Here is a 20,416-nt window from a genome sequence, read left to right on the forward strand (position 1 = left end):
GAGATGTGACGAAACGGGTCGGCTTATAATCCATTGGTCGTGGGTTCGAGCCCCACCCGCCCCACAAGATAAGCGCAGGTCAGGGTTCTTTGCGCTACGGCCGAGAGATGGCAAAACGGTCGTGGGACAGCAGTGGGATAGCAGTAGCCGAACTGCAATCCCACTGGCTGTTTTCGGGCCGGTGCCCAGCTCAGGCAGTGACGCCGAGCCTCGCTGCGAGCGCCCGCGATTCACGCTCGTTGAGCCGACCGCCATGCGTGACCAGTTCGGCCGCCAGCGACCGTGCGAGTGGATGACACCTCATCGACTTTTCGCTTACGGCGGTTCCGGTGCGCAGCGAGCCGAGTGTGCCGAGCCAATCCTGCTGTTGTGCGTACGCGCGGGACAACTCCAGCCACAACCGCGACCGCCGGTCCACCGATGGCACCGCGTCGGGGTCGACGACGCTCGCCGCGTCCAACGCTCCGCCGGACTTGCGCAGGTCGACCTGCACCGACACGGCGCTGATTTCGGTGTTAGCGACAACCGAACAGCGTCCAAGGGTGCGCTGTCCCGGTAGGGAGTGCGCGCGCCATTCCCATTGCTTGATCTATGCCGCGCAGCGCGTCACCCTCGCGGCCGATACGTGCGGCTGTAATAGCGCCGTGCAGTTGGCAGGCACCCCGGAGTGCTTGTGCGTCCTGGTCGCCGTCCAAGTGTGGTTCGAGTAGTGCGACGGCGTCGGACGCGAGCCGGTAGGCGTCTTTCCTCGCGGCCCGTCGAGCGCCAGACGTTGCCGAGTACCCACGACGATGTTCTGGATGCTCGCCAATCGCGCGTGACCCAGGCCCGGGCCGTGATCACCGACTGGAAACCGACTACAACCAGTCAGGATGACGGCTGCGGTTTCGTACGCACTGGGAATCGGGGCTCGAATCGAAGGCGGTGCAGTCGGTCAGCTGAAGGTGATGACCACAAGAGGAAGGCTGTCGTCTCGGGCGGGTCGGGCGCACCTTTCGTCGTCCGATCGAATCCGGGCATAACTGCCAAACCTGGCGTGTTCTCGAGTTACCTTCTGAGAGAAGGCATTTCGAACATATCCAGGGGGTGAGGCGGCATGGCCGGGAACGACGGCCGAGTGTGCTCTGGCCGAGGGATGACCGCAGCGGTGGGTCCACGCGGTGAGCTCATCCGTATCAGCGAGCCGCCTACCTTCCTCGCGTGGAAAGCCCGCAGGGACTTGGCTTGCTTGCTGTGCGGCTACCGAGTGGTGCCCTACACCCACTATCGCAGTGGAAATCGATTCATTCGGCATGGTCGCGGCATCTCGACCAGCTCTAACGGAAGCAGAGGCCGAGGATCGCAGAACTTCGAGCACGCCCTTCTCAAACACTGGATATGCAATGAACTTCGCGCTCACGGTATCGGCGACGCACAGGTGCAACCGCGCATGGACCAGCATCACCCTGATGTGTCCGGAAGTCGCGACGGCTATCGCTATGCGATCGAAGTCCCATGGAGCCCGATCAGCCTCGATGCCGGTCGGATACGCACGAAGTACCTTCACGACGCCGGATACGACCAGGTGCTCTGGGTAACGCGCCATGCTGGCTGGGCCGACCAACTCCCTGCCGTTGATCTCCGCACCTCTGTCCCGACGGTGGACGACGATTACGGCATCCGAACGGGATTTCTGTCCCAAGACCTGAACGGCTCCGCCGAACCGATCGCGCAGCCGACTTCGCTGCGCAGATTCCTCCGCCAGTGGGCCGAACCCGACAGTTTGGCCTGGGCATATATGACCACCACCACAGCAGGATGGGCCACCGTGACCGAGTGGAAGCAGTACACCCAACAACAGGCCCGCACCGTTGAGCGGCTGCAAACCGAGCTCGAGGATGCCTTGCAGTGCCGGGACAACTTCCGAGAGATCATCGTCGACCAGCGGCAGGTTCTCGAAGAAACCGAATGCACACTGGAAGCCGCACGACGTCGGGTCGAGCGCGCTGCGCACGTCGACGAGAAATCCAGCCAACTCCGTGCCGCCGCCGTCGAACATGGCGAGACGCTCGCTGCCATTCGCGAACAGATGAGCCATGCTGAGCAAAAGCATGACCGTGAACAGCAAGCACTTCGCCGCGCGGCCGATGAGGAACGGGCAGCTGAACGCGAGAGGCGCCGGGCCGTCGAGCAGCGTGCTGAATTGCTCGATGAGCAGGTGAGCGCTGTCAGCGCGGCAGTGGCGACCCGAGACGTGGTCATCAGGGTGTTGTTCGGAGCCTGCTTCGTCCTGCTACTGCTGATCTGGCTACTCTGAACTTCTCGGGAGGGCCCCTGCGGGGCGGGGTGCGATCGACCGTCGGAACCAGACGCAACCTGGTGCCCGACAGTAATGTATTTGCACTTTCGCTTCTGTCTGACCTTTATTTTCGTAGGTAAGAACACTGCCTGGAGTATTTGATCTCATAATCCTTCCCGAGAAAGAAGGTGGTGAGCACCAAACCCGGGGCCGTTCAATACCCTCTGCGAAGAGCCTCCCAGCCCCGTTGTGCTGTGCGAAATCAGCAGCGCCCAGCGGGTCTGCTCGAAGGATGACGGGAAGAATCTTGTCGTACAGCGCTCTGAAAGCCGAAGCTTGGCTCGGCCTGCCGAGAGCATCATCGAGGCCATAGCCGAATGTACGCAGCGCGATATCGCCACTCGTTCTGGTGTGGTGCGTCTCATGCCCCAGAAGTATTGCCCGATGGTCCCTGGAATACGTGCCACTCACATCGTGCCACGTTGAGCCGGCAGGCCACCCAACTGGACCTTGCCCATTCCCGCGCGTTGCTGCAGACCATGCCGGGTGGCCGAGATCCAACACACTGCGATCACCTAGCCAAATCCCCCCGTCGGGCTCTCCTCTCGTGAAATCCGCAAAGATTTCGTGCCACTTCGCGGGAGCCAACGCCAACGACCGAGCGCTCCGGCGAGCATGGGCGGAACCGTCCGTGTGATACAGGTCGCCATACAGGTACTTGATATACCCGCTTGCCGATCCGCCCGGCGGGTACGGCGGCCTCGTATTCGGCGGGACCGGCGACGCAGAGCTCTCACCTGTGCCTGCTTCCCTTCCCGAGTATCACACCCAGACGTGCGGCGATTCTGGAGAAGATTCCGCTGATGCCGTCGCCCAACTCGCCCTCCCGCTGTGCGAATACGGACCGCAGCACCGGAAACATCGATGCCCTTCGGTCGCGTTCCCAACCAGAACCACGCAGGTTCAATGGATCGATAGGAAGATGAATTCTGGCACGACCCGGACTTCCGATCAAACTGAGAAGCTATCGCTGAACTGAATCGTCCCGGTGAGTCCGGAGACTCGCGAAGATGTCTTACGTGGGCGTAATTCATTGTCCGGCATGATGCGACCCGTGGTCGACAGGCTTGCTCAGAGACGGGTCCCTGATGGGCTGTTCACGGCGGACATGTCCCATACTCGCAGCCCGCTGCGCCGAAACCGTGCTTGATGGCGCTGTTCTTGCTGGTCAGCACACCGCTCGGAGTGTTTGATCTCATAATCCATTGGTCGTGGGTTCGAGCCCATCCACCCCCACAAACAGGGTTCTACCGGCATAAACGTAGAAAACGGTGGCCGATTTCATCCATCACCACCTGTGGTTCTGCCCCCAGCGGTGAGGCGTCATATCGACCACGTCGATCGAGGCTGGGCTATCGTCGTTGGACGCTGTGAACACGGCCCGGGTCATGCCCCGAATAGTGCTGTCGTTTTCGGCGTCTGCGCCGGATCGATCGAATACGGATGACATGAAGACGAATCAGCCCGATCATCGGACACAATGGCTGGCCTTGACCGCGCCGGGCTGGGAGCCCGACGAGACGGCGCAGCAACCACCGGTGCATGTGATCGTAGGCGGCTGGCAGATCGATGACGATGGCCGGTCGGGACCCTTCGAGCCGAATCTTGCCTACCTGCCCGCCGACGAGTCGACGCCCTCCGATCCACTCGATGCACTTCTGCGTCGGGCGGCCGACGATGCTTCGCAATCCACAGACCGGCAGCGTCTGATCAGCGATTTCCTAGCTACCTTACGGCACTCGATCGTCGATATCGGATGCGATGCCGCGGGCCGGCCGGTGATCGGTACGACAGACGGCGTACCGTGCGTGCTGATCGCCACCGCCGCAGTGCAACGACAGGGCGTCGACGCAGACCGCTGGCACCCGGTGGTGGGCGAGAACCTTGCCGACGTCGTTCCCGCCGGTGTGGACGTCCTCATCAACCCCTACAGTTGTGCGCCGTGTCGTTTGGCGGTCGACGCGCTACGACCGACCGCGCCCCGATCGTAAGGTGAGGCCGTGCCCGCCAACACGTGGAAATCGCTGCTCGCCGATCCGCTGATCAAGCTCTTCAACAGGCAATCCCGTGGCGTGGCGGAGACGTTCGTCGGGACCGCGGGGACGATTCGCAAGGCCGACGGGACGCTCACCGCAACCGATGGGTTCAGTGCCTATGGGTTCCATCGTCTCGCGGCCATCCGGGCCGAGGACTTCGTACCCGACCGCGAAGTGGTATTCAGGCCGTCACAGGTGGTCAGTGCACGACACCGCGCGGGGCAAAGATTCAAGGAACCTGTCCTGGTCATAGATTATCCCGTCGACGACTCCACCCACATGAGGCAATGGGCGAGCGGAAAGTACTTACACAAAAAGGATCCGAGCGGAAGGTATTCACCCGACAAGGATCATGGTTACAGCATCGTCAGACCCGACGATGTCGAGCTCAGAACCCCCAGCCGCGGCGGTGGAGAACTGGACGGTGCATCATCGGTTCGCCGAGGGTCGGCGGACAACACATTCGTCCGCAGTCGCTCGTTGTCCGAGCCGGTGAACACCGCGACCGCCCAGGCATCCGACAGCACGCCGAGTCGGCAGCACCTGCTGACGGTCAAGACCCGATGGTGGAAATCCGAGACGGTCGCCGTGGACGACGAAACGCTGTTGAAGATACAGAAAGCGGACCAACAGCTGACGCGGGCCGCTCGGGAAAACGGTGGCCCGGTGGTGTTGCTGCCCGATAAGAGCTTTCCCACCTCCGCCGACGAGCATATCGAGAACCTGCGAACGAACATCGGCGGTCCCGCGGTGTACGTACCCACTGGCGATGTCTCGACGACGATCGGCGATCCACAGTCCCTACCCTTCGCAGTGACCGATCGTGTGGTGCCGAGGCAGATAGGGATAGAAGTGCACAAGGTCGACGACAGCCCCGCATGGCGAGGCATGGGAGCAAAGCCGGAAAGCCCGGAGTGGTGGGCAAATCCATAAAGGCCGTACCGGTTTCACCCCGTGTGGTGCCTGTCCGATCCTATCGGCCATCGAAGAGACAGACGAGGGATGGCGACAGAGATACCGTATGACGCCGCGCCCTGCCTCTGCCGACTCCCGTACCCGGATGTGAACGAACCGCCATCGTCGGTCCGGCCGATGACCACGACCTGTTGGTCTCGGGTACGATTCCAGGACCACCAGGAGGTGCCGGCGTGCGAGGGCGGTGGGGTCAGGGAGTGGCGGCGTCCACTGCCAGGGGCGCTGCGTACACGACCCGGTGGGCGGGGATGGGCGCAAGGGGCAGCGGTGCTACGTACGGGACTTCACGACGGGGAGACGATTCCCGGCGGCACCATCCGAGAGCAGGCCTATACGAGTGGCGCCACTCGTGGATATCGGCCTCGGTGGGGGCGCGGCGGCCGTGTCCGATCTCTGGAACTTCGATCCCGGGCCGGCCCGCAGACGTCGGCGATGCGACGGCGGGTAGCCCGGCGTCGCGGCGACACTGACGCAACCGCACCCGGAGCGCACGGCGTGCGTCGGCCGGCGGTCCCGTCGCTACCGTGCGGCGTCCGCGGAACGTAGATAGTCCTCGTGCCGAATCGACTGTCTCCAGGTACGGAGATAAATGTCGCGGCAGAGCTGGATTTGACGTGCCTCATCGGTGACCGCGATGCCGGCAGCCCTACCGGTTTCGGAGAAGAGGGTGTAGGCGACGGTCCGGCCGTCGATCAACCAGAAATCGTCCGATACCCGATCTCGCGAGTCGGCGAGGTGTCGTGGCAACCAGCGGATGTCCTCGCCGTTGGCCACCGCGTTGCCGGTGCGCGACAGCAGCCACTCGACGTACTCGCTGTGCGGGGTGGTGACTATGCGCGTCCGCTGAATTCGTACCCCGCGTGCCACCGTTGCTCGTACCAGGGGGCCCCACGGGTCGTAGTCGACCCCGCCCGCACTCTCGTAGTCGTCTCGCGTCTCTAGGTGCCACGCATAGGTCCGTGCGTCCGCGAAGAGCCGCGTGAAGATATCCGGCGTGTTCTGATGGATCATCGTGCGTCGCGCCTCACTTGCTCTCCCACCCGGACCGCCACGGCCATCTCATGGCTCGGAAATAGGATCTTATCGAGGGTTTCGGCGTCGGTCACCGGTTCTCCGGTCAGGAAAACGTTTCGTGACCTGTTCTGTCACGCAACGCCCCGGGCACGACATCTCTGCACGGCACGCGCCGCGCGAGACAACGCTGCGGGTACCGATGGATCCCGGGCTGTTCCGGTCTTCTGCGTTTCCTGCGTTATTCGAGGTCGACGGCTGCCCTCACGGTGCCGTCATCGCCCATTGGTGTCCCGGCCGGAAGCAGTCGTCGTGCGGCAGTATTGTCCCCGGTGGTGACCGCGACAACACGACGGACACCCGCGGTTACGGCGGCGCTGCGTAGTCTTCCGGCCACCACTCGACCGACCCCGCGCCCACGGTGGGAACGGCCGATCCAGACCCCGGCCTCGAACGAGTCGCCTTGATACTCCAGTCGTGCCGCACCGACAGCCCGGCCGTCGACTGTGATGACATAGGTGAGTTCCACCGGCTCCTCGGCTCGGAGCGCGCGTCCACGGTGGAACTCCAGAAAGGCCTGCTGTCGCTGAGCGGTCCATCCCGGGTCCCCGGAGACCGGGGGCATGACTTCCGCCGGGTCGGCATCGGCCACGGCCGCCTCCAGCAGTGCTCCGAGATTGTTCTCGGTCAGCGGCTCCAGTTCGATCGACATCGGCTTCTCTCGCACAGAGGGAGGCTGCCGGTCGGGCTCGGAGGTGTCAACGGAATTCCAGTCGGTCGAGTCCGAGGTGGGTGGGCTCGCAACCATCCGACCGGCTCGCGCCGAGAGAGTGCGGCCCGATGCTACCGGACAAGATGGGCTCGACCAGCAGGCGACGTGAATGAACCCGGGGCCGGCCACCGAGGAACCGGCTCGGGGCGGCCGGTAACAGTCGTTCGCTCACCGCCCACTGGTCATCGGTCAACGACGAGTCATAGCCAGACTTACACGAACACGGGCACACCAGTCGACATCATCGACCCGGCACCCCGGATAACACGAGAGACAAGCCCTTACGACACCAGGTTCCCCAACACTTTCTGAGCAGTGGCGCGATCAGTGGGCGGCCGGTAACCAGGTGCGGGCCGCGGTGACCAAGGCGCCGACACCGACCGGCAGTGTCGGTTCGATGACGGGGGCGTAGCGGGGCGAATGGTTGGAGGGCACGGTGAGCAGGGCGGGGTCGGTCATATCGCCCGTGGTGAACAGGGCCGGGTCCGCGCCTCCGAGCAGCCAGTAGGACAGCGGGGCGCCGGAACCGGTGGCGAAGATGCCCACATCCTCGCTCCCGGCGCCGGCTCCCGGATCGAGGATATTGTCCGGCCCCAGCCAGGACGCGAAGGCATCGAGGGTGCGGTGCAATGCGGCCGGGTCGTTGGTGACGACCGGGAAGCGTTCGATCTCGGTGATGGTGGGCTCTTCGGGCGCGCCGGCGGTGGCCGCTTCGCCGCGCACGATGCGTTCTACGCTGTCCAGGATGCGCCGGCGCACGGCGGGGTCGTAGCTGCGGATGTTCAACCGGATCTCCGCGTGACCGGGGATGACGTTCGCGGCGTCGCCGGCGTGGATCGCGCCGACGGTGAGCACCGCCGTCGCGGTGCTCGGGATCTCCCGGGAAACGACGGTCTGCAGGCGCAGCACCGTCGCGGCGGCCAGTACGACGGGATCGACCGAGGCCTCCGGCATGGAGCCGTGTGCGCCCCGGCCGACGAGCCGCACGCGCAGCGAATCCGAACCCGCGTACGACGGGCCCGGATGTCCGGCGATCCTGCCGGCCGGCAGGGGCGCCACATGCTGGCCGAGCACCACGTCCGGCATCGGGAAACGGTCGAAGAAGCTGTCGTCGACCATGGCCTGCGCGCCGGCCCCCAGTTCCTCGGCGGGCTGGAAGACGAGCAGCAGGGTGCCCAGCCAACCGGAGTTGTCGGCGGCGAGCGTCTGTGCCGCACCCAGCAGGCAGGTGGTGTGCAGGTCGTGACCGCAGGCGTGGGCCACCGGGACCGTGCGGCCGTCCTCATCGGTGACCGTGGCGGTGCTGGCGTAGTCGAGGCCGGTGTCCTCTCGGACGGGGAGTGCGTCCATATCGGCTCGCAGCAGCGCGGTCGGCCCGGTGCCGTTCTTCAGGACGCCGACCACCCCGGTCCGTCCGATTCCGGTGGTGACGTCGAACCCGGCGCCGCGGAGCCGGTCGGCCACGAGCGCGGCGGTGCGGTGTTCGCGGAAGCCGAGTTCGGGGTGCCGGTGGATGTCCTTGTAGAGATCCACGAGTGCCCGGTCGGTGACGATGCCGCCCGATGTGGTCACGGGATTTCCTCCGATGTCGTCTTCTGCTGGGCAGATGACCCGACCGACAAGGTCGTCCATGGAGCCGGTACGCAGGCGGAGCGGTCTGCGTGTTCAGTCCATTCTTCCATGCGCGGGTGGCGGCGTTGACCGGGCGCCGGTCGACTCGTACCGAATCGAGGTGGCGGCTTCCGGGACTGCGCCCGCCGCATGGCTTAAGCTATGGCCTCGGCAATACGAAATGCTCGTGTTCCTGCTGCTGCGCTCGACCGGAGATATTCGCAGTTTTCGATTTGATCTGTTGGATCGAAGCGTCACCGTTTCCTGCTATTGGTCCGCCGACCAGCAGTGTCGTGCTGTGTCTGCGGCGATCGTGCCTTCCGGCTCGACAACTGCCCTGGATGAACCACACGCATGAAGGATCGGTATGAAGAGCGAAAAACGTGCCTGGGTCGCAGTGTTGACAGGAACCCTCATCGTCGCCGCCGGCGGCGGGGCGGCCGCCGCCCCACCGGTATGGACGCAGCCGGCGCCGCTACAGTCCCACGGCACCGGGGGCGACATTCTCCGTGCCGAAGCGTCGCAACTCGTGGCATCGGCCCCGGGAATACCCGGAACGGTCCCGGCGAGGTCGACACGCCTCACCTACGCCAGCAGCGACACCCATGACGCGCCGACCACCGTGGTGGGCACCTATCTGGAGCCGCTCGCGCCGTGGACCGGCCCGGGGGATCGCCCGCTGGTGGCGTACGCGGGCGGCACCCAGGGGCAGGGCCCCGAGTGCGCGCCCTCGGCGATGGTGTCGCAGGTGGTCCGATTCCAGCCGCCGGCCGACATGATCTTCGAATACGACGTCATCGCGATCTATCAACTGCTCGCTCGCGGTATGGGAGTGGTGATCACCGACTATCACGACCTCGCCGCGCCGGGTATCCACAACTTCCTCAACCGCAAGACGCAGGGCTACGCGGTACTGGACTCCGCGCGTGCCGCGTTGCGACTGCCCGATACCGGACTCGGTCCGAACTCGCCGGTCCTGCTGTACGGCTACTCCCAGGGTGGAATGGCCTCCGCGGCGGCGGCCGAGCTGCAACCGAAGTATGCCCCGGACCTGAACGTGCGCGGCGCCTATGTGGGCGGGCCTCTGGTCAGCCCCCAGGACTACATCGCGCGTTTCGACGGCCGCCCCGGTGTCGCGACGGCCATCGCCTGGATCGTCAACGGTATCGCCGCCGACTATCCCGACACCCGTCCGGTGCTCGACGCCGCGCTCAACAACACGGGCAAGGCGATCATGAACGAGGCGATCGGTAAATGCGGCGGCCTCTCCAGCAGCTTCGCGCAACCGCAGAACACGACGCAATGGACCACCAGCGGACTGCCGCTCACGGCCGTGATCGACGGCTCCCCGGAACTGAAGCGGGCATTCGACGAGCAGCGGCTCGGCGGAAGCGCCCCCGCGGTACCGGTGCGCATCTACTCGGCCAGGCACGACGAGGGAGCTCCGTACCCGGCCGTGCACGGGATGGCCGCGAGCTGGTGTGGTGGCGGCGCGGCCGTTCAGCTGGAATCCGACGCCGGGTTGCCCCCGATATCCGCCGGATTGCTGGGCACCCACGATGTGGCGTTCTTCCCGTCGCTGACGACCTCGCAGCAGTGGGTGACCGATCGACTCGCCGGCATGCCGGCTCCCGTGAACTGCGCGGCCCTACCCTAGTTCCGGGGGAGACACCACCCATTCCGGAACTCCGATAACCCGACCGGCAGCAGGCCTGCCACTGTCACGCGCCCTCGGCTGATCGCGTGCATCTCGGTACTGTTCCCGGCCACGGTCGGTCCAGGGGTGTCTGCGCCCCGGACCGATCCGGCCGGGCGTACCGATATGTGCGGCGGTTCAGCGATACCCCGTTATTCGTACCCGATCGAATGCGCCGGATGAACGAGCGAGACGGATATGACACCTCTCAGACGCGCGGACGCGCGTGATCACAAACGCTATCTCTGGCCGCTGAGCACCGTGGCGCCCGGTTGCGCGCTACTACCGGCGGAACTGGTGCACTCGACCGGGCTCACGCTGTTCTGGTGGATCGGCCCGATTCTCGTCTTCGTGGTGATCCCGGCGCTGGACATCGCAGTCGGCAGCGACGGCGTCAGTCCGCGCGACGAAGACTACGAGGCACTGTCCAACGATCGCTATTACCGCTGGTGCACGTTTCTCTTCCTACCGATGCAATTCGCCGGTCTGGCCATCGCGGGATACATGTGGTCCGGCTCCGAACTGGGGCTCGTCGACAAACTGGGACTGACCGTAACATTGGGTATTGTATCCGGAATCGGCATCAATGCCGCTCATGAGCTCGGTCATCGGGTAGAGCGTGTCGAACGCTGGCTGGCGAAGATCGCGTTGGCGCAATCCGGGTACGGTCACTTCTTCGTCGAGCACAATCGTGGCCATCATGTCCGCGTCGCCACCCCCGAGGACCCGGCGAGCGCTCGCTTCGGCGAGCCGCTGTGGGCGTTCATACCGCGCAGCGCGGCCGGCGGCTTCCGTTCGGCCCTCGCCCTGGAACGGGAACGCCTGTCCCGCAGAGGAAACAAGTGGTTCAGCCGGGACAATCAGTTGCTGCAGGCGTGGTCCATGAGCGTCGTGTTGTTCGGCGCGATGGTTCTCGTCTTCGGCCCCGTCGTCCTTCCGTTTCTGGTGCTGCAGGCCGTGATCGGCATCGCGCTGCTCGAGACCGTCAACTACCTGGAGCACTACGGTCTGCTCCGAGCCCGCCGTGCCGACGGCCGTTACGAGCGGTGCACACCCCGCCACAGTTGGAACAGCGACCGCCTGGTCACCAACGTCTTCCTGCTCCACCTCCAGCGCCACAGCGACCACCACGCGAATCCCGGCCGCCGCTACCAGACGCTGCGCAGTTCCGACGAGGCCCCGCAACTGCCGTTCGGTTACGCCACCATGGTCCTGCTCGCCGCCGTCCCACCGCTGTGGCGCGCGGTCATGGACCGCCGGCTCCTCGCCCATTACCGCGGCGACCTCGGGCTCGTCAACCGGAAACCGCGAAGCTACCGGAGAGAGGCCCCTGGGAAGTCCGGCGACGTCCTGGTGTGACAGCTCGGTGTACGGGACAGCGCCGCGATGCGTAACGTCGGGATCCTGCTGGCGGAGCGAGACGAATCCGCCGCAGCCGAGGCCTGGTACGCCAAGGCGATCGATGCCGGAGACACGCTGGCGATGTACAACCTCGGAGTCCTGCGCGGAGCGCGGTGAGATCGTCGACGCCGAGTCCTGGTACCGCCGGGCTGCCGACGCCGGGAGTACCCGAGCGAGATCGAATCTGCACAACCTGCGGTATGAGCGGGGTAGGTCTCGCCGGGACTGAATTCCGGCGCCCCTCTCGGTGGGTTCCGAACCCGTGTCATCGTTTCCATTCGAGGTGTTTCCGCGAGCCTGCCGCACCGCTGATGGTCTCAGGAGGTTGCTCCGCACACGGCCGTGACGGCCGCGGTGTCCCAGTAGAACGGGCGCACTTCGGTGATCAGTCCGTCGGTCACGGTGATCGTCTGCAGGAGGGGGAAATCCAGTTCGCGTCCGGTGGTGCGGGACCGGGCGCGCACCCGGGTGAGCACCACGAGCGGGTCCGACTCGGACAGGATCGTCTGCTCGGCCATATCGAAGCGATCCCAGGTGGCGCTCATGGCGAGGAAGAATCGCTCCATACCCGCGTGGCCGCGCCAGACACCGCCGTAAGGGAGACCGTCGGCCTGGTGGAGTTCGACCTCGGGTGCGAAGAACGGCGCGAGCGTGGTGAACGAAGCGCGGCCCGGGCCGCCCGCCGCGAGATACTCGGCTTCGGCCCGATACATGCCCTCGAGGATGTGCCGGGCCGAGTGTGCAGAAGTTGCGCTCATGGAACAACTATCGGGGTGAGGCGGACCGTCCACCGGCGGCAATCGGACAGGGCGTTCTGCGGGGATCCGGATACCGCCCGCCGGTTGTCGAGAGTCGTGCGGGAGCGCCGATACTTCCTGCTGTGGTGGTGCGACCGCACCCGGGGTGCCGTACTCGGGTCACTGCGCGAAGCGGGCGATGGCGCCCAGGACGGCGGCGCGCAGCGCGGGGCTGCCGGTGTGCCCGGAGTCGTCGACGATCCGCAGTTCGGCGTCGGGCCAGGCACGGGCCAGTTCCCACGCGGTGCGCAGTGGTGCGGACAGGTCGAGACGGCCGTGGATGAGCACACCCGGGATGCCCGCGAGGCGAGGGGCCTCGCGCAGCAGGATGCCGTCCGGGAGCCAGGCGGCGTGGGCGAAATAGTGGGTGCAGATCCGGACGAAGGCGAGCCGCGCCGCGTCGGGTTTCGCGCTGTACTGGCCCGGCGTGCCGAGATTCTCGTGCGCGATCACGGCGTCCTCCCACGCGCACCACTGCTGGGCGGCCCGCGCGCGGACCTCGGGGTCCGGGTCTTCCATCAGTCGCCGATACGCTTCCACCAGCTCCGTGTCCCGGACGCCGGCCGGGGCGCCGGCGCGGAACCGCTCCCATTCGACCGGCAACAGCAGTCGCAGGCCGTGGTAGAGCCAGTCGATCTCCTGCGGGCGGGTCGTCGTCACGCCGGCCAGCACGATTCCGGTGACCCGGCCGGGATGACGTTCGGCATAGGCGAGGATCAGCGTCGAACCCCACGAGCCGCCGTAGAGCAACCACCGGTCGATACCCAGATGTTCGCGCAACGCTTCCATGTCCGCGAGCAGATGCTCGGTGGTGTTGTGCCGCATATCGACCGCCGGGTCGGCGGCGTGCGGCAGGCTCCGGCCGCAGCCGCGCTGATCGAACAGCACGATCCGGAAGGCCTGCGGGTCGAATCCGGTGCCCGCGCCGCGCCCGCCGCCGCTGCCGGGCCCGCCGTGCACCACCAGCGCGGGACGACCTTCCGGGTTGCCGCTGGTCTCCCAGTAGATCCGGTTGCCGTCACCCACGTCGAGCAGACCCGAACCGTAGGGTTCGATCGCGGGGAACGGTCGCGGGATCTCGGGAGCGGTCACAGGGCCACGGTAGTGGTCGGCGAGCCGTCGCGCGGTTGGTGCCCGGTGCTACCGCCGTCGGCAGCGGAAGCCGCGGATCAGTCGATATCGAACACGATGATTCCGGCCACCCGGTTGCCCAGGCGTGCGAGACGCGCGACCTCTGCCGTGGCGGCGCGAGGCGGAACCACCCGTGGCGCGCGCACGCCGAGTATTCCATCGCGACAACGTAACCGGGCATGCCCCGCCGCCACCGCGTTCCGCGCCCAGTCGGTCTCGCCGTGGAGCAGCACCACGGCCACGGTGCTGCCCCTGCGGAAAATACAGATCGGTGTTTCGTACCGGGTTCCCGAGTTCCTTCCGGTGTGCTCGATGACGGCGTAGCCCGGGAGGGAAGGGGCGATACGCCGCATCCACGGGTTCACGAACCGCACACCGAACCGGTCGATCCATCTCGGAAAGTAGTGTGGCAGCGCGGCGCCGGTACCCGTCATCTCGCCGAGCCTACGACCGCGCGATCCGGTGAACATCCTTCCGTGGGCGGAATTTCCGGTATACCGGCGAACTCGGCGTTCCGGCCGGAGGGGTCGGGATCGAGTGCTCAGGCGGCGTGCGCGGTATAGATGTGCCGGGCCAGTTCGTCACGCATGGCGATGAATCCGGGGTCGGCGCGGACCTCCGCGAAACCGGCGTCGCCGAGATCGTGCCCGAATGTGGTCGGTGCGTCGTAGATGATCCGGCCCGGCCGGGCTCCCATGACGATGACCCGGGTCCCGAGCAGCAGCGCCTCGTCGATGCTGTGGGTGACGAAAAGAACGGTGTTGCGGCGTTCCCGCCACAGCGCCAGCAGTTCGCTCTGGAGTTTTTCCCTGGTGAGCGCGTCGAGGGCGCCGAAGGGCTCGTCCATCAGGATGATTCGCGGATCGTTGATCAGGACACGGGCGATCTGGACGCGCTGCTGCTGGCCGCCGGACAGTTCGTAGGGCCGCCGATCACCGAACCGGTCGAGGCCGACGAGGGTGAGCAGGCGGTCGGCCTCGGCCCGCCGCCGGGCCCGCTCGACCCCGCGCACCCGGGGCCCGAACTCGACATTGCGCCGGACCGACAGCCAGGGGTAGAGGTTCGGCTGCTGGAAGACGACGCCGCGCTCGGGGCCCGGCCCGGTGACCGGCCGGTCCCCGACCCGGACCGTGCCGCCGCTGGGCGTCAGGAACCCGGCCAGGATGTTCAGCAGGGTGGTCTTACCGCAGCCGGACGGGCCCACCACGCAGACGAACTCACCGCCCTCGACGGTCAGATCGGTCGGCGCGAGGACCTGGGTGGGGGATCCACCTCCACCACCCGGGTAGCTCATGCTCACCCCGGAAAGGGTCACCCGGTGGGTGGCGGCGGTCACCGGGCCGCTGCCCGCGCGGCGTCCGGGTAGATGGCATCCCGGTAGGCCTGCCCGGAGCCGACCGCCTCGATCCCGCCTTGGCTCAGCAGGAATTCCGCGGTGTTGTGCAGGGCACCGGCGAACGCGCCGCCCAGGTATTCCGGCCCGGCCTGCTCGGCCGCGGTCGGATAGGTGTAGCCGGCCAGCTGCGGGCGCGCCTGCCCCGGGGCGATACCGAGCTGGGCGCCGATCGCGACCGCGGCCTCCTCGGGGTCGGCGCGCACCTGCTCGATCGCGTAGTTCTGGACTTTCGCCCACACCGCCGCGAACGCGCCGTTCCGGTCGAGGAAGGCGGTGGTGGCCGCGGCGACATCGAACGTCGGGGCGCCCTGGGCCGCGGTCTCCGCGCTGGAGGTGAGGACGGTGCCGCCGGCCTCGGTGAGTTCGGACAGGGTCGGATCCCACACCCAGGCCGCATCGATCTGGTTGCCGGACCAGGCGCCGGGTATCGCGTTGGGTTGGAGATTGATCAGGTTCACCTGGCCGGTCAGTCCGGCCTTGCCGAGTGCGGCGAGCAGGCTGTAGTGCGCGGTACTGCCGAAGGGTGTCGCGACCCGCTTACCGCGCAGACCGGCGAGCGAGGTGACCGCCTTGTCCTTGACCACCAGCGATTCCGATTCGCCGATCACGTCGTGGATCCACAGCACCCGCACCGGAAGGTGCAGCGGCGCGGAGACCGCTTTGGTGGCCGGGCTGGAGCCGAGGGTGCCGATATCGATACTGCCCGCGCCGAATGCCTGCACCACATCGGCGCCGGAGGAGAACTGGCTCCAGGTGACGGTCGCGTTCGGCAGGCACGCCTCCAGCAGGCCGCGGTCCTTGACGTAGAGGTCGGCATTCGGGATCGCCTGGTATCCGATGCGGGCGGTCGCGGTGACAGCGGTGTCGGGGGTGAAGGGGCAGGCCGCCGCGCTGTCCTGGGCGCCGCTGTCGCCACGCCCGGATTCGACACAGCCGGCGGTGGCGGCCACGCCGAGGGCCAGTAGTAGCGCGGCGGCGCTCCGAAGTGTGCGTTTCATACCTTGCCTTTCCAGGGGACCGCCACATCGCCGGCCAGTTTCAGGAGGGAATCGAGGCCCAGCGCCGCGCAACCGATGACGATGATGCAGGCGATGGTGAGCGGTGTGTCCAGCTGTGTGCCGGAGATGTAGGCGAGCCCGCCGATCCCGGGAATGCCGTTGTTGAGCTCGGCGGCGACCACGGTGGTCCAGGCGAACGCGGTGGCGAGCCGGATACCGCCGATGACCTCGGGCAGGGTGGCGGGTAGGACGACGCGGACGATCACCTGGCGCCGGCCTGCGCCCAGTGAGCGGGCGGCGTGCAGGTAGTCCTGTTTGACGCCGGTGACGCCGGTCAAGGTCGCGATGGCGATGGGCGGGAACGCGGCCAGGAAGAGCAACCAGATCTTGGAGACGTCCCCGATACCGAACCAGACGATCAGCAATCCGATGTAGCCCAGCGGGGGCAGTGCCCGCAGGAAGTTCAGGATCGGCTCGGTGATCAGCCGGACCGGGGTCGACATGCCCATGACGAACCCGGTGAGCGGCCCGGCCACGACTGCCAGCCCGACCCCGGCGCCGATCCGCTGGAGACTGGCGAGCAGATGTTCCCACAGGTAGTAGTTCTGTTCCCCGATCACCATCCGGTCGACACCCGGCGCGATCGGATGCCGAGTACCGGCGCGGACGAAAGCGTCCCAGACCGCGCCGGGTGGCGGCAGATACAGCGGGTCGACCAGGCCGGCGGCGGTGACCAGCACCCAGAGCGCCAGTACCAGGACGAGGGCGGCGAGCCGGGTCGCCACCGGCCGGATCAGCCGCCGGTAACCGTCGCGGCGGGCGACGGGCGCCGCCGGCGCGGCGGCGATGTCCGTCGTGATCTCGGTCGCGGTCACCGCGCACCCCTGAATATTCGCCCCACGTCGGTCACCGCACACTCCACACTTCCGCCCGACCAGGGCCGCTGAACCGGTCGTCGGCGACCGGCGGGGTGGGACGGTACCGGGCGCGGGCGGGAACCGGCAGGGTTGCGCGCGCCGTGAGCGAAACCGGGCGCCCGGATCAGACCGGAACGCCGCCGAGTGCGCCGAGGAAGCGCCAGGTCGCCAGTTCGTCCTCGGGGCCGCCGAGGTCGGTCTGGGTGACGAGCAGTTCGGTCGCGCCCGCTTCCGCATAGCGGCGCAGTTGCGCTTCGACCTCGGCCGCGGTGCCGATCACGGCCAGCTCCGCGGCGGTGGCGACACCCTCGCGTTCCAGGACCCTGCGATAGGACGGGATGCGGTCGTAGAAGGCCATCTGTTCGCCCGCCCGGGTCCGGACCCGCTCGGGACGGTCGGTCACCACCACCGCGACCCCCGCGATCACCCGCGGCCCCGGCCGGCCCGCGGCCCGGGCGGCGCCTTCCGCCCGCGGCACGATATCGCCGCCGAGGGTGCGTGGACCGGCCAGGAACGGCACGATCCCGTCGGCGAGTTCGCCCGCGACGGCCACCGCCTGCGGGCCCATGGCCGCGACGACGATATCGGGCCTGTCCCCGCCGGCCACCGCCGCCGGGAGCGGCGGGGCCGCGGAGACCGTCTCTCCGGTGAAATCGACCGTTCCCGTGGTGAGTACGGAGCGTAGGACGGTGAGATACTCGCGCAGCCGCCGGATCGGCCGCTCGGTGCGGATACCGAAGGCGGGTTCTTCCAGGTCGCGCGCGCCGAGGCCGAGACCGAGAGTGAAACGGCGGTGGCTGGCGGCATGGGCGGTCTGCGCCTGGCTCGCGACCACGAGCGGATGGCGCGGGTTGATCGGCACCACCCCCCCCAGCCGCCGTAGCCGGGTGCGCACCGCGCGCCGCCCCGATGCGCTGAGCGCGGGGCCGAGTACACCGCCGCAGATCAACCGCACCGTCCGGCCTTGTTCGGCGAGTTCGCCGGCGGTCTCCAACCCGGTCAGCCCCGCGCCGACGACCGTGACCGGGGCGTGGGCGGCCGACCCGGCCAGTGCCGCGCGCAGGCGCCGCGCCGGTCCGAGTTCGGACGGGGACAAGGCGAATTCGGCCGCGCCGGGTACCGCCGAGCCCGGCGTCGCGGTGCTGCCGACGGCGTAGACGAGGTAGTCGTAGGTCAATTCGTCGCCGCCGGCCGTGTGGACCGTCCGGGTGCCGGTGTCGATCCGTGTCGCGGTGTCGACCAGTAGATCGATTCCGCTGCCGAGCAGTGCGTCGTAGCCGACGGTCGCCGGACCCGTATCGGCGGCGAACTGGTGCAATCGGATCCGTTCGACGAACTCCGGCCGCGGATTCACCAGCGTGATCCCGAGGTCCGGGCGCCGGCGCAGCCGGTTGGCGGCCAGGGTTCCGGCGTATCCGCCGCCGATCACGAGGACATGGGCGCGCTGTCGAGGCATGGTGGCTCCGTTCTCTGAGGGCTCCTACCACTGGGACGAGACCGGGCCGGGGCGCGTGACGCGGTGTGAGCACTGTCTCTGCCGGGTGACCGGGACCCGGTGCCCGCGGGGTCCGCGCTGCCGGATGCGAGGGTGTTCCGGATGTCGGTGCCGGTTGCTACTTTTCGCGTCGAAGCGCAACGACGACGAGCGGGACCAGTATGACCACGGCAACTACGACCTATCTCGAACTGTCGGAGGAAGGAGGATCGGCGCACAAGTTCTACGAGGTCGCTGTGGACGGTACCCGGGTGACGATCCGGTACGGCCGGATCGGCGACCACGGGCAGAGCAAGGTCAGCTCCTTCGCCGACGCGCAGAAGGCGCAGGCGGCGGCGCAGAAGAAGATCGGCGAGAAGGTCCGCAAGGGCTATGCCCCCGCGGTCCCGGGCGCCCGGGCGGCGCGGCCGGTCACCCGCCGCGCGATCACCAGCGGGCGTTCCACCGCCCGGACCGCGCCGGTGCTGTGGACCTTCGATTCGGGTGCCGCGGCGTTCGGTATCTTCATCGACTCCGAGCGCTGCTGGGTGGGCAACGAGAACGGCGACGTCTTCACGCTCACCCCGACGGGCGAGGTGACCGGTCGCTTCCGGCTGCCCGACTCGGTCAAATGTATTGTCGCCGACGATTTCTGGATCTACGCGGGCTGTGACGACGGCCGTGTCTACGATCTGTCCGGCAAGGTGCCGCGGGCGGCCTACGATATCGCCGCCGACGTGGATATCTACTGGCTCGATATCCACGACGGCATCCTCGGTGTCTCCGATGTGCAGGGCGGCCTCACCGTGATCGACCACGAGGAGGAATCGCTGTGGTCGCGGCGCAGCGAGGGCGATTCCGGCTGGATGGTGCGAATCGACGCGGACGGGGTGTACCACGGACATTCGGGCGGGGTCACCAAATACGATCTGGGCTCCGGTGACCACCGGTGGCGCCGCGGCACCGGCGGTGCGGTGCTGTTCGGCTGGCAGGAGGCCGACGCGGTGTACGCCGGTACCGCGCGCAACCAGGTGCGCATGCTGGACAAGGACGGCCGGGCGGACCGGGCGTTCCAGTGCGATGCCGCGGTGTACTCGTGCGCGGCCTCGCCGGACGGGCGCTACGTCTTCGCCGGTGACAACTACTCCTCGGTGTACTGCTTCGACGCCGACGGCCGCCGGCTCTGGAAACTCGGCACCGGCTGCGGGTCGGCGTATTCGATGCAGTACCACGACGACCGGCTGTACCTGGTCACCACCGCGGGCACCCTGGCCTGCCTCGATGTGAGCGAGACCGCGGTCGGCGACGCCGAGCAGGGGGTGCTGCCGCCGACCGTCTCGGTGAAGGCGCCGCCGCTGGCGGCCGTGGTGCCCAGCAGCACCGTCGAGGTGGTCACCGATGCCGGGGGTGGTGTGGTCGTCGAATGTATCGATGTGGGCGGGCGGCTGCGGGTCCATATCGTCTCGCCGGGCTACCGGCGGGAATGGAATGTCCAGTTCCCCAGAGATATCCGGCAGGCCGGTACCCGCTACGTGGTGGACGGGGTGGCCGAGTCGGCCCGCGGCGGCTTCTACCGGGTGCGCGGGGACATCCGCCGGCTGACCTGATCGGGTCGGCCGGACCGTCGCCGCCGCGTTGCTGCGGGACGGATACGAGGTCACCGGGGGTGCGCGAACCCGGTCGGCACCCGGATCTGCCCACGGACCCGCGCGTGGTCGCGGGGGACGCCCGTTTTCGGCGGAGTGGGCGGCGCTGCTCCGCGGGGTGGACGGCGTGGTGTCGGCGGTGACGCCCTTCACGGCACCGTCTGGTCGCGGTGGGGCCGGCCGCGACGCTGGAGCTGGACTCGGGCGGCCGCCTGTG

General features: G+C 67.4%; 19 protein-coding genes. 8 read left to right on the forward strand and 11 right to left on the reverse strand.

The features are described 5' to 3' along the window. Positions 1 to 190: 190 nt before the first annotated feature. Entirely contained in the window at positions 191 to 499 is a 309-nt protein-coding gene (locus tag ABZV91_RS06735; RefSeq protein ID WP_355236501.1) for a hypothetical protein, read from the reverse strand. A 930-nt stretch (positions 500 to 1,429) separates the two neighbouring features. Here ABZV91_RS06735 and ABZV91_RS06740 point away from each other — a divergent pair. The 3 genes from ABZV91_RS06740 (at position 1,430) to ABZV91_RS06750 (ending at position 5,307) form a co-directional block, all read left to right on the forward strand. Beyond that, the gene (locus ABZV91_RS06740) at positions 1,430 to 2,296 is read left to right on the forward strand and encodes a hypothetical protein (RefSeq protein ID WP_355236504.1); all 867 of its coding nucleotides are present in this window, start codon (positions 1,430 to 1,432) and stop codon (positions 2,294 to 2,296) included. Positions 2,297 to 3,708: 1,412 nt separating this feature from the next. Beyond that, complete coding sequence (locus ABZV91_RS06745; protein ID WP_355236581.1) at positions 3,709 to 4,329, forward strand: type VII secretion system-associated protein; 621 nt, start codon at positions 3,709 to 3,711, stop codon at positions 4,327 to 4,329. A gap of 9 nt (positions 4,330 to 4,338) precedes the next feature. Beyond that, entirely contained in the window at positions 4,339 to 5,307 is a 969-nt protein-coding gene (locus ABZV91_RS06750; RefSeq protein WP_355236507.1) for a hypothetical protein, read from the forward strand. 561 nt (positions 5,308 to 5,868) lie between these two features. Here ABZV91_RS06750 and ABZV91_RS06755 read toward each other — a convergent pair. The 3 genes from ABZV91_RS06755 to ABZV91_RS06765 form a co-directional block, all read right to left on the reverse strand. Continuing rightward, a complete protein-coding gene (locus tag ABZV91_RS06755; protein ID WP_355236510.1) occupies positions 5,869 to 6,360 on the reverse strand; it encodes a DUF6879 family protein in 492 nt (163 codons plus the stop codon). Positions 6,361 to 6,601: 241 nt separating this feature from the next. Continuing rightward, positions 6,602 to 7,087 (reverse strand): GNAT family N-acetyltransferase, encoded by a 486-nt coding sequence (locus ABZV91_RS06760; protein ID WP_355236513.1) that lies wholly within the window; start codon positions 7,085 to 7,087, stop codon positions 6,602 to 6,604. A 369-nt stretch (positions 7,088 to 7,456) separates the two neighbouring features. Beyond that, positions 7,457 to 8,704: an amidohydrolase gene (locus ABZV91_RS06765; protein WP_355236516.1), complete on the reverse strand. Its 1,248-nt coding sequence runs from the start codon at positions 8,702 to 8,704 to the stop codon at positions 7,457 to 7,459. Between the two features lie 226 nt (positions 8,705 to 8,930). On the opposite strand from ABZV91_RS06765, the gene ABZV91_RS06770 reads away from it, so the two are divergent. The 4 genes from ABZV91_RS06770 (at position 8,931) to ABZV91_RS06785 (ending at position 11,957) form a co-directional block, all read left to right on the forward strand. After that, the gene (locus ABZV91_RS06770; protein ID WP_355236518.1) at positions 8,931 to 9,101 is read left to right on the forward strand and encodes a hypothetical protein; all 171 of its coding nucleotides are present in this window, start codon (positions 8,931 to 8,933) and stop codon (positions 9,099 to 9,101) included. 9 nt (positions 9,102 to 9,110) lie between these two features. Continuing rightward, positions 9,111 to 10,400, forward strand: a complete 1,290-nt coding sequence (locus ABZV91_RS06775; protein ID WP_355236521.1) for a lipase family protein — start codon at positions 9,111 to 9,113, stop codon at positions 10,398 to 10,400. 237 nt (positions 10,401 to 10,637) lie between these two features. Then, on the forward strand, positions 10,638 to 11,798 hold the full coding sequence (locus ABZV91_RS06780) for an alkane 1-monooxygenase (protein WP_355236523.1): 1,161 nt from the start codon (positions 10,638 to 10,640) through the stop codon (positions 11,796 to 11,798). Between the two features lie 27 nt (positions 11,799 to 11,825). Beyond that, entirely contained in the window at positions 11,826 to 11,957 is a 132-nt protein-coding gene (locus ABZV91_RS06785) for a hypothetical protein (protein ID WP_355236526.1), read from the forward strand. Between the two features lie 200 nt (positions 11,958 to 12,157). Here the strand turns inward: ABZV91_RS06785 and ABZV91_RS06790 are convergent, their stop codons facing one another. The 7 genes from ABZV91_RS06790 to ABZV91_RS06820 form a co-directional block, all read right to left on the reverse strand. Continuing rightward, positions 12,158 to 12,598: a nuclear transport factor 2 family protein gene (locus ABZV91_RS06790; protein WP_355236528.1), complete on the reverse strand. Its 441-nt coding sequence runs from the start codon at positions 12,596 to 12,598 to the stop codon at positions 12,158 to 12,160. A 159-nt stretch (positions 12,599 to 12,757) separates the two neighbouring features. Next, positions 12,758 to 13,729, reverse strand: coding sequence for a prolyl aminopeptidase (pip, locus tag ABZV91_RS06795; RefSeq protein WP_355236531.1), 972 nt, complete (start codon positions 13,727 to 13,729; stop codon positions 12,758 to 12,760). A gap of 77 nt (positions 13,730 to 13,806) precedes the next feature. Beyond that, complete coding sequence (locus ABZV91_RS06800; RefSeq protein WP_355236533.1) at positions 13,807 to 14,202, reverse strand: nitroreductase family deazaflavin-dependent oxidoreductase; 396 nt, start codon at positions 14,200 to 14,202, stop codon at positions 13,807 to 13,809. A gap of 107 nt (positions 14,203 to 14,309) precedes the next feature. Further along, positions 14,310 to 15,062: an ABC transporter ATP-binding protein gene (locus ABZV91_RS06805; protein ID WP_355236584.1), complete on the reverse strand. Its 753-nt coding sequence runs from the start codon at positions 15,060 to 15,062 to the stop codon at positions 14,310 to 14,312. Between the two features lie 38 nt (positions 15,063 to 15,100). Then, entirely contained in the window at positions 15,101 to 16,162 is a 1,062-nt protein-coding gene (locus ABZV91_RS06810; RefSeq protein ID WP_355236536.1) for a glycine betaine ABC transporter substrate-binding protein, read from the reverse strand. Further along, positions 16,159 to 16,956, reverse strand: a complete 798-nt coding sequence (locus ABZV91_RS06815; protein ID WP_355236587.1) for an ABC transporter permease — start codon at positions 16,954 to 16,956, stop codon at positions 16,159 to 16,161. The genes ABZV91_RS06810 and ABZV91_RS06815 overlap by 4 nt, the downstream gene beginning before the upstream one ends. Before the next feature lie 247 nt (positions 16,957 to 17,203). Further along, a complete protein-coding gene (locus ABZV91_RS06820) occupies positions 17,204 to 18,535 on the reverse strand; it encodes a TIGR03564 family F420-dependent LLM class oxidoreductase (protein WP_355236539.1) in 1,332 nt (443 codons plus the stop codon). A 200-nt stretch (positions 18,536 to 18,735) separates the two neighbouring features. Between ABZV91_RS06820 and ABZV91_RS06825 the strand changes: the two genes are divergently transcribed. After that, positions 18,736 to 20,160, forward strand: coding sequence for a WGR domain-containing protein (locus tag ABZV91_RS06825; RefSeq protein WP_355236542.1), 1,425 nt, complete (start codon positions 18,736 to 18,738; stop codon positions 20,158 to 20,160). Positions 20,161 to 20,416: the final 256 nt, after the last annotated feature.

Origin of the sequence: Nocardia sp. NPDC004568 (assembly GCF_040609955.1) — a bacterium.
Taxonomy (GTDB): Bacteria; Actinomycetota; Actinomycetes; order Mycobacteriales; family Mycobacteriaceae; genus Nocardia.

Excerpts from the sequence above, each read along its gene's own strand:
- ABZV91_RS06740 (WP_355236504.1), top strand. The coding sequence starts at position 1,430 with ATGGACCAGCATCACCCTGATGTGTCCGGAAGTCGCGACGGCTATCGC.
- ABZV91_RS06755 (WP_355236510.1), bottom strand. The coding sequence starts at position 6,360 with ATGATCCATCAGAACACGCCGGATATCTTCACGCGGCTCTTCGCGGAC.
- ABZV91_RS06775 (WP_355236521.1), top strand. The coding sequence starts at position 9,111 with ATGAAGAGCGAAAAACGTGCCTGGGTCGCAGTGTTGACAGGAACCCTC.
- ABZV91_RS06780 (WP_355236523.1), top strand. The coding sequence starts at position 10,638 with ATGACACCTCTCAGACGCGCGGACGCGCGTGATCACAAACGCTATCTC.
- ABZV91_RS06785 (WP_355236526.1), top strand. The coding sequence starts at position 11,826 with ATGCGTAACGTCGGGATCCTGCTGGCGGAGCGAGACGAATCCGCCGCA.
- ABZV91_RS06790 (WP_355236528.1), bottom strand. The coding sequence starts at position 12,598 with ATGAGCGCAACTTCTGCACACTCGGCCCGGCACATCCTCGAGGGCATG.
- ABZV91_RS06800 (WP_355236533.1), bottom strand. The coding sequence starts at position 14,202 with ATGACGGGTACCGGCGCCGCGCTGCCACACTACTTTCCGAGATGGATC.
- ABZV91_RS06805 (WP_355236584.1), bottom strand. The coding sequence starts at position 15,062 with ATGAGCTACCCGGGTGGTGGAGGTGGATCCCCCACCCAGGTCCTCGCG.
- ABZV91_RS06810 (WP_355236536.1), bottom strand. The coding sequence starts at position 16,162 with ATGAAACGCACACTTCGGAGCGCCGCCGCGCTACTACTGGCCCTCGGC.
- ABZV91_RS06820 (WP_355236539.1), bottom strand. The coding sequence starts at position 18,535 with ATGCCTCGACAGCGCGCCCATGTCCTCGTGATCGGCGGCGGATACGCC.
- ABZV91_RS06825 (WP_355236542.1), top strand. The coding sequence starts at position 18,736 with ATGACCACGGCAACTACGACCTATCTCGAACTGTCGGAGGAAGGAGGA.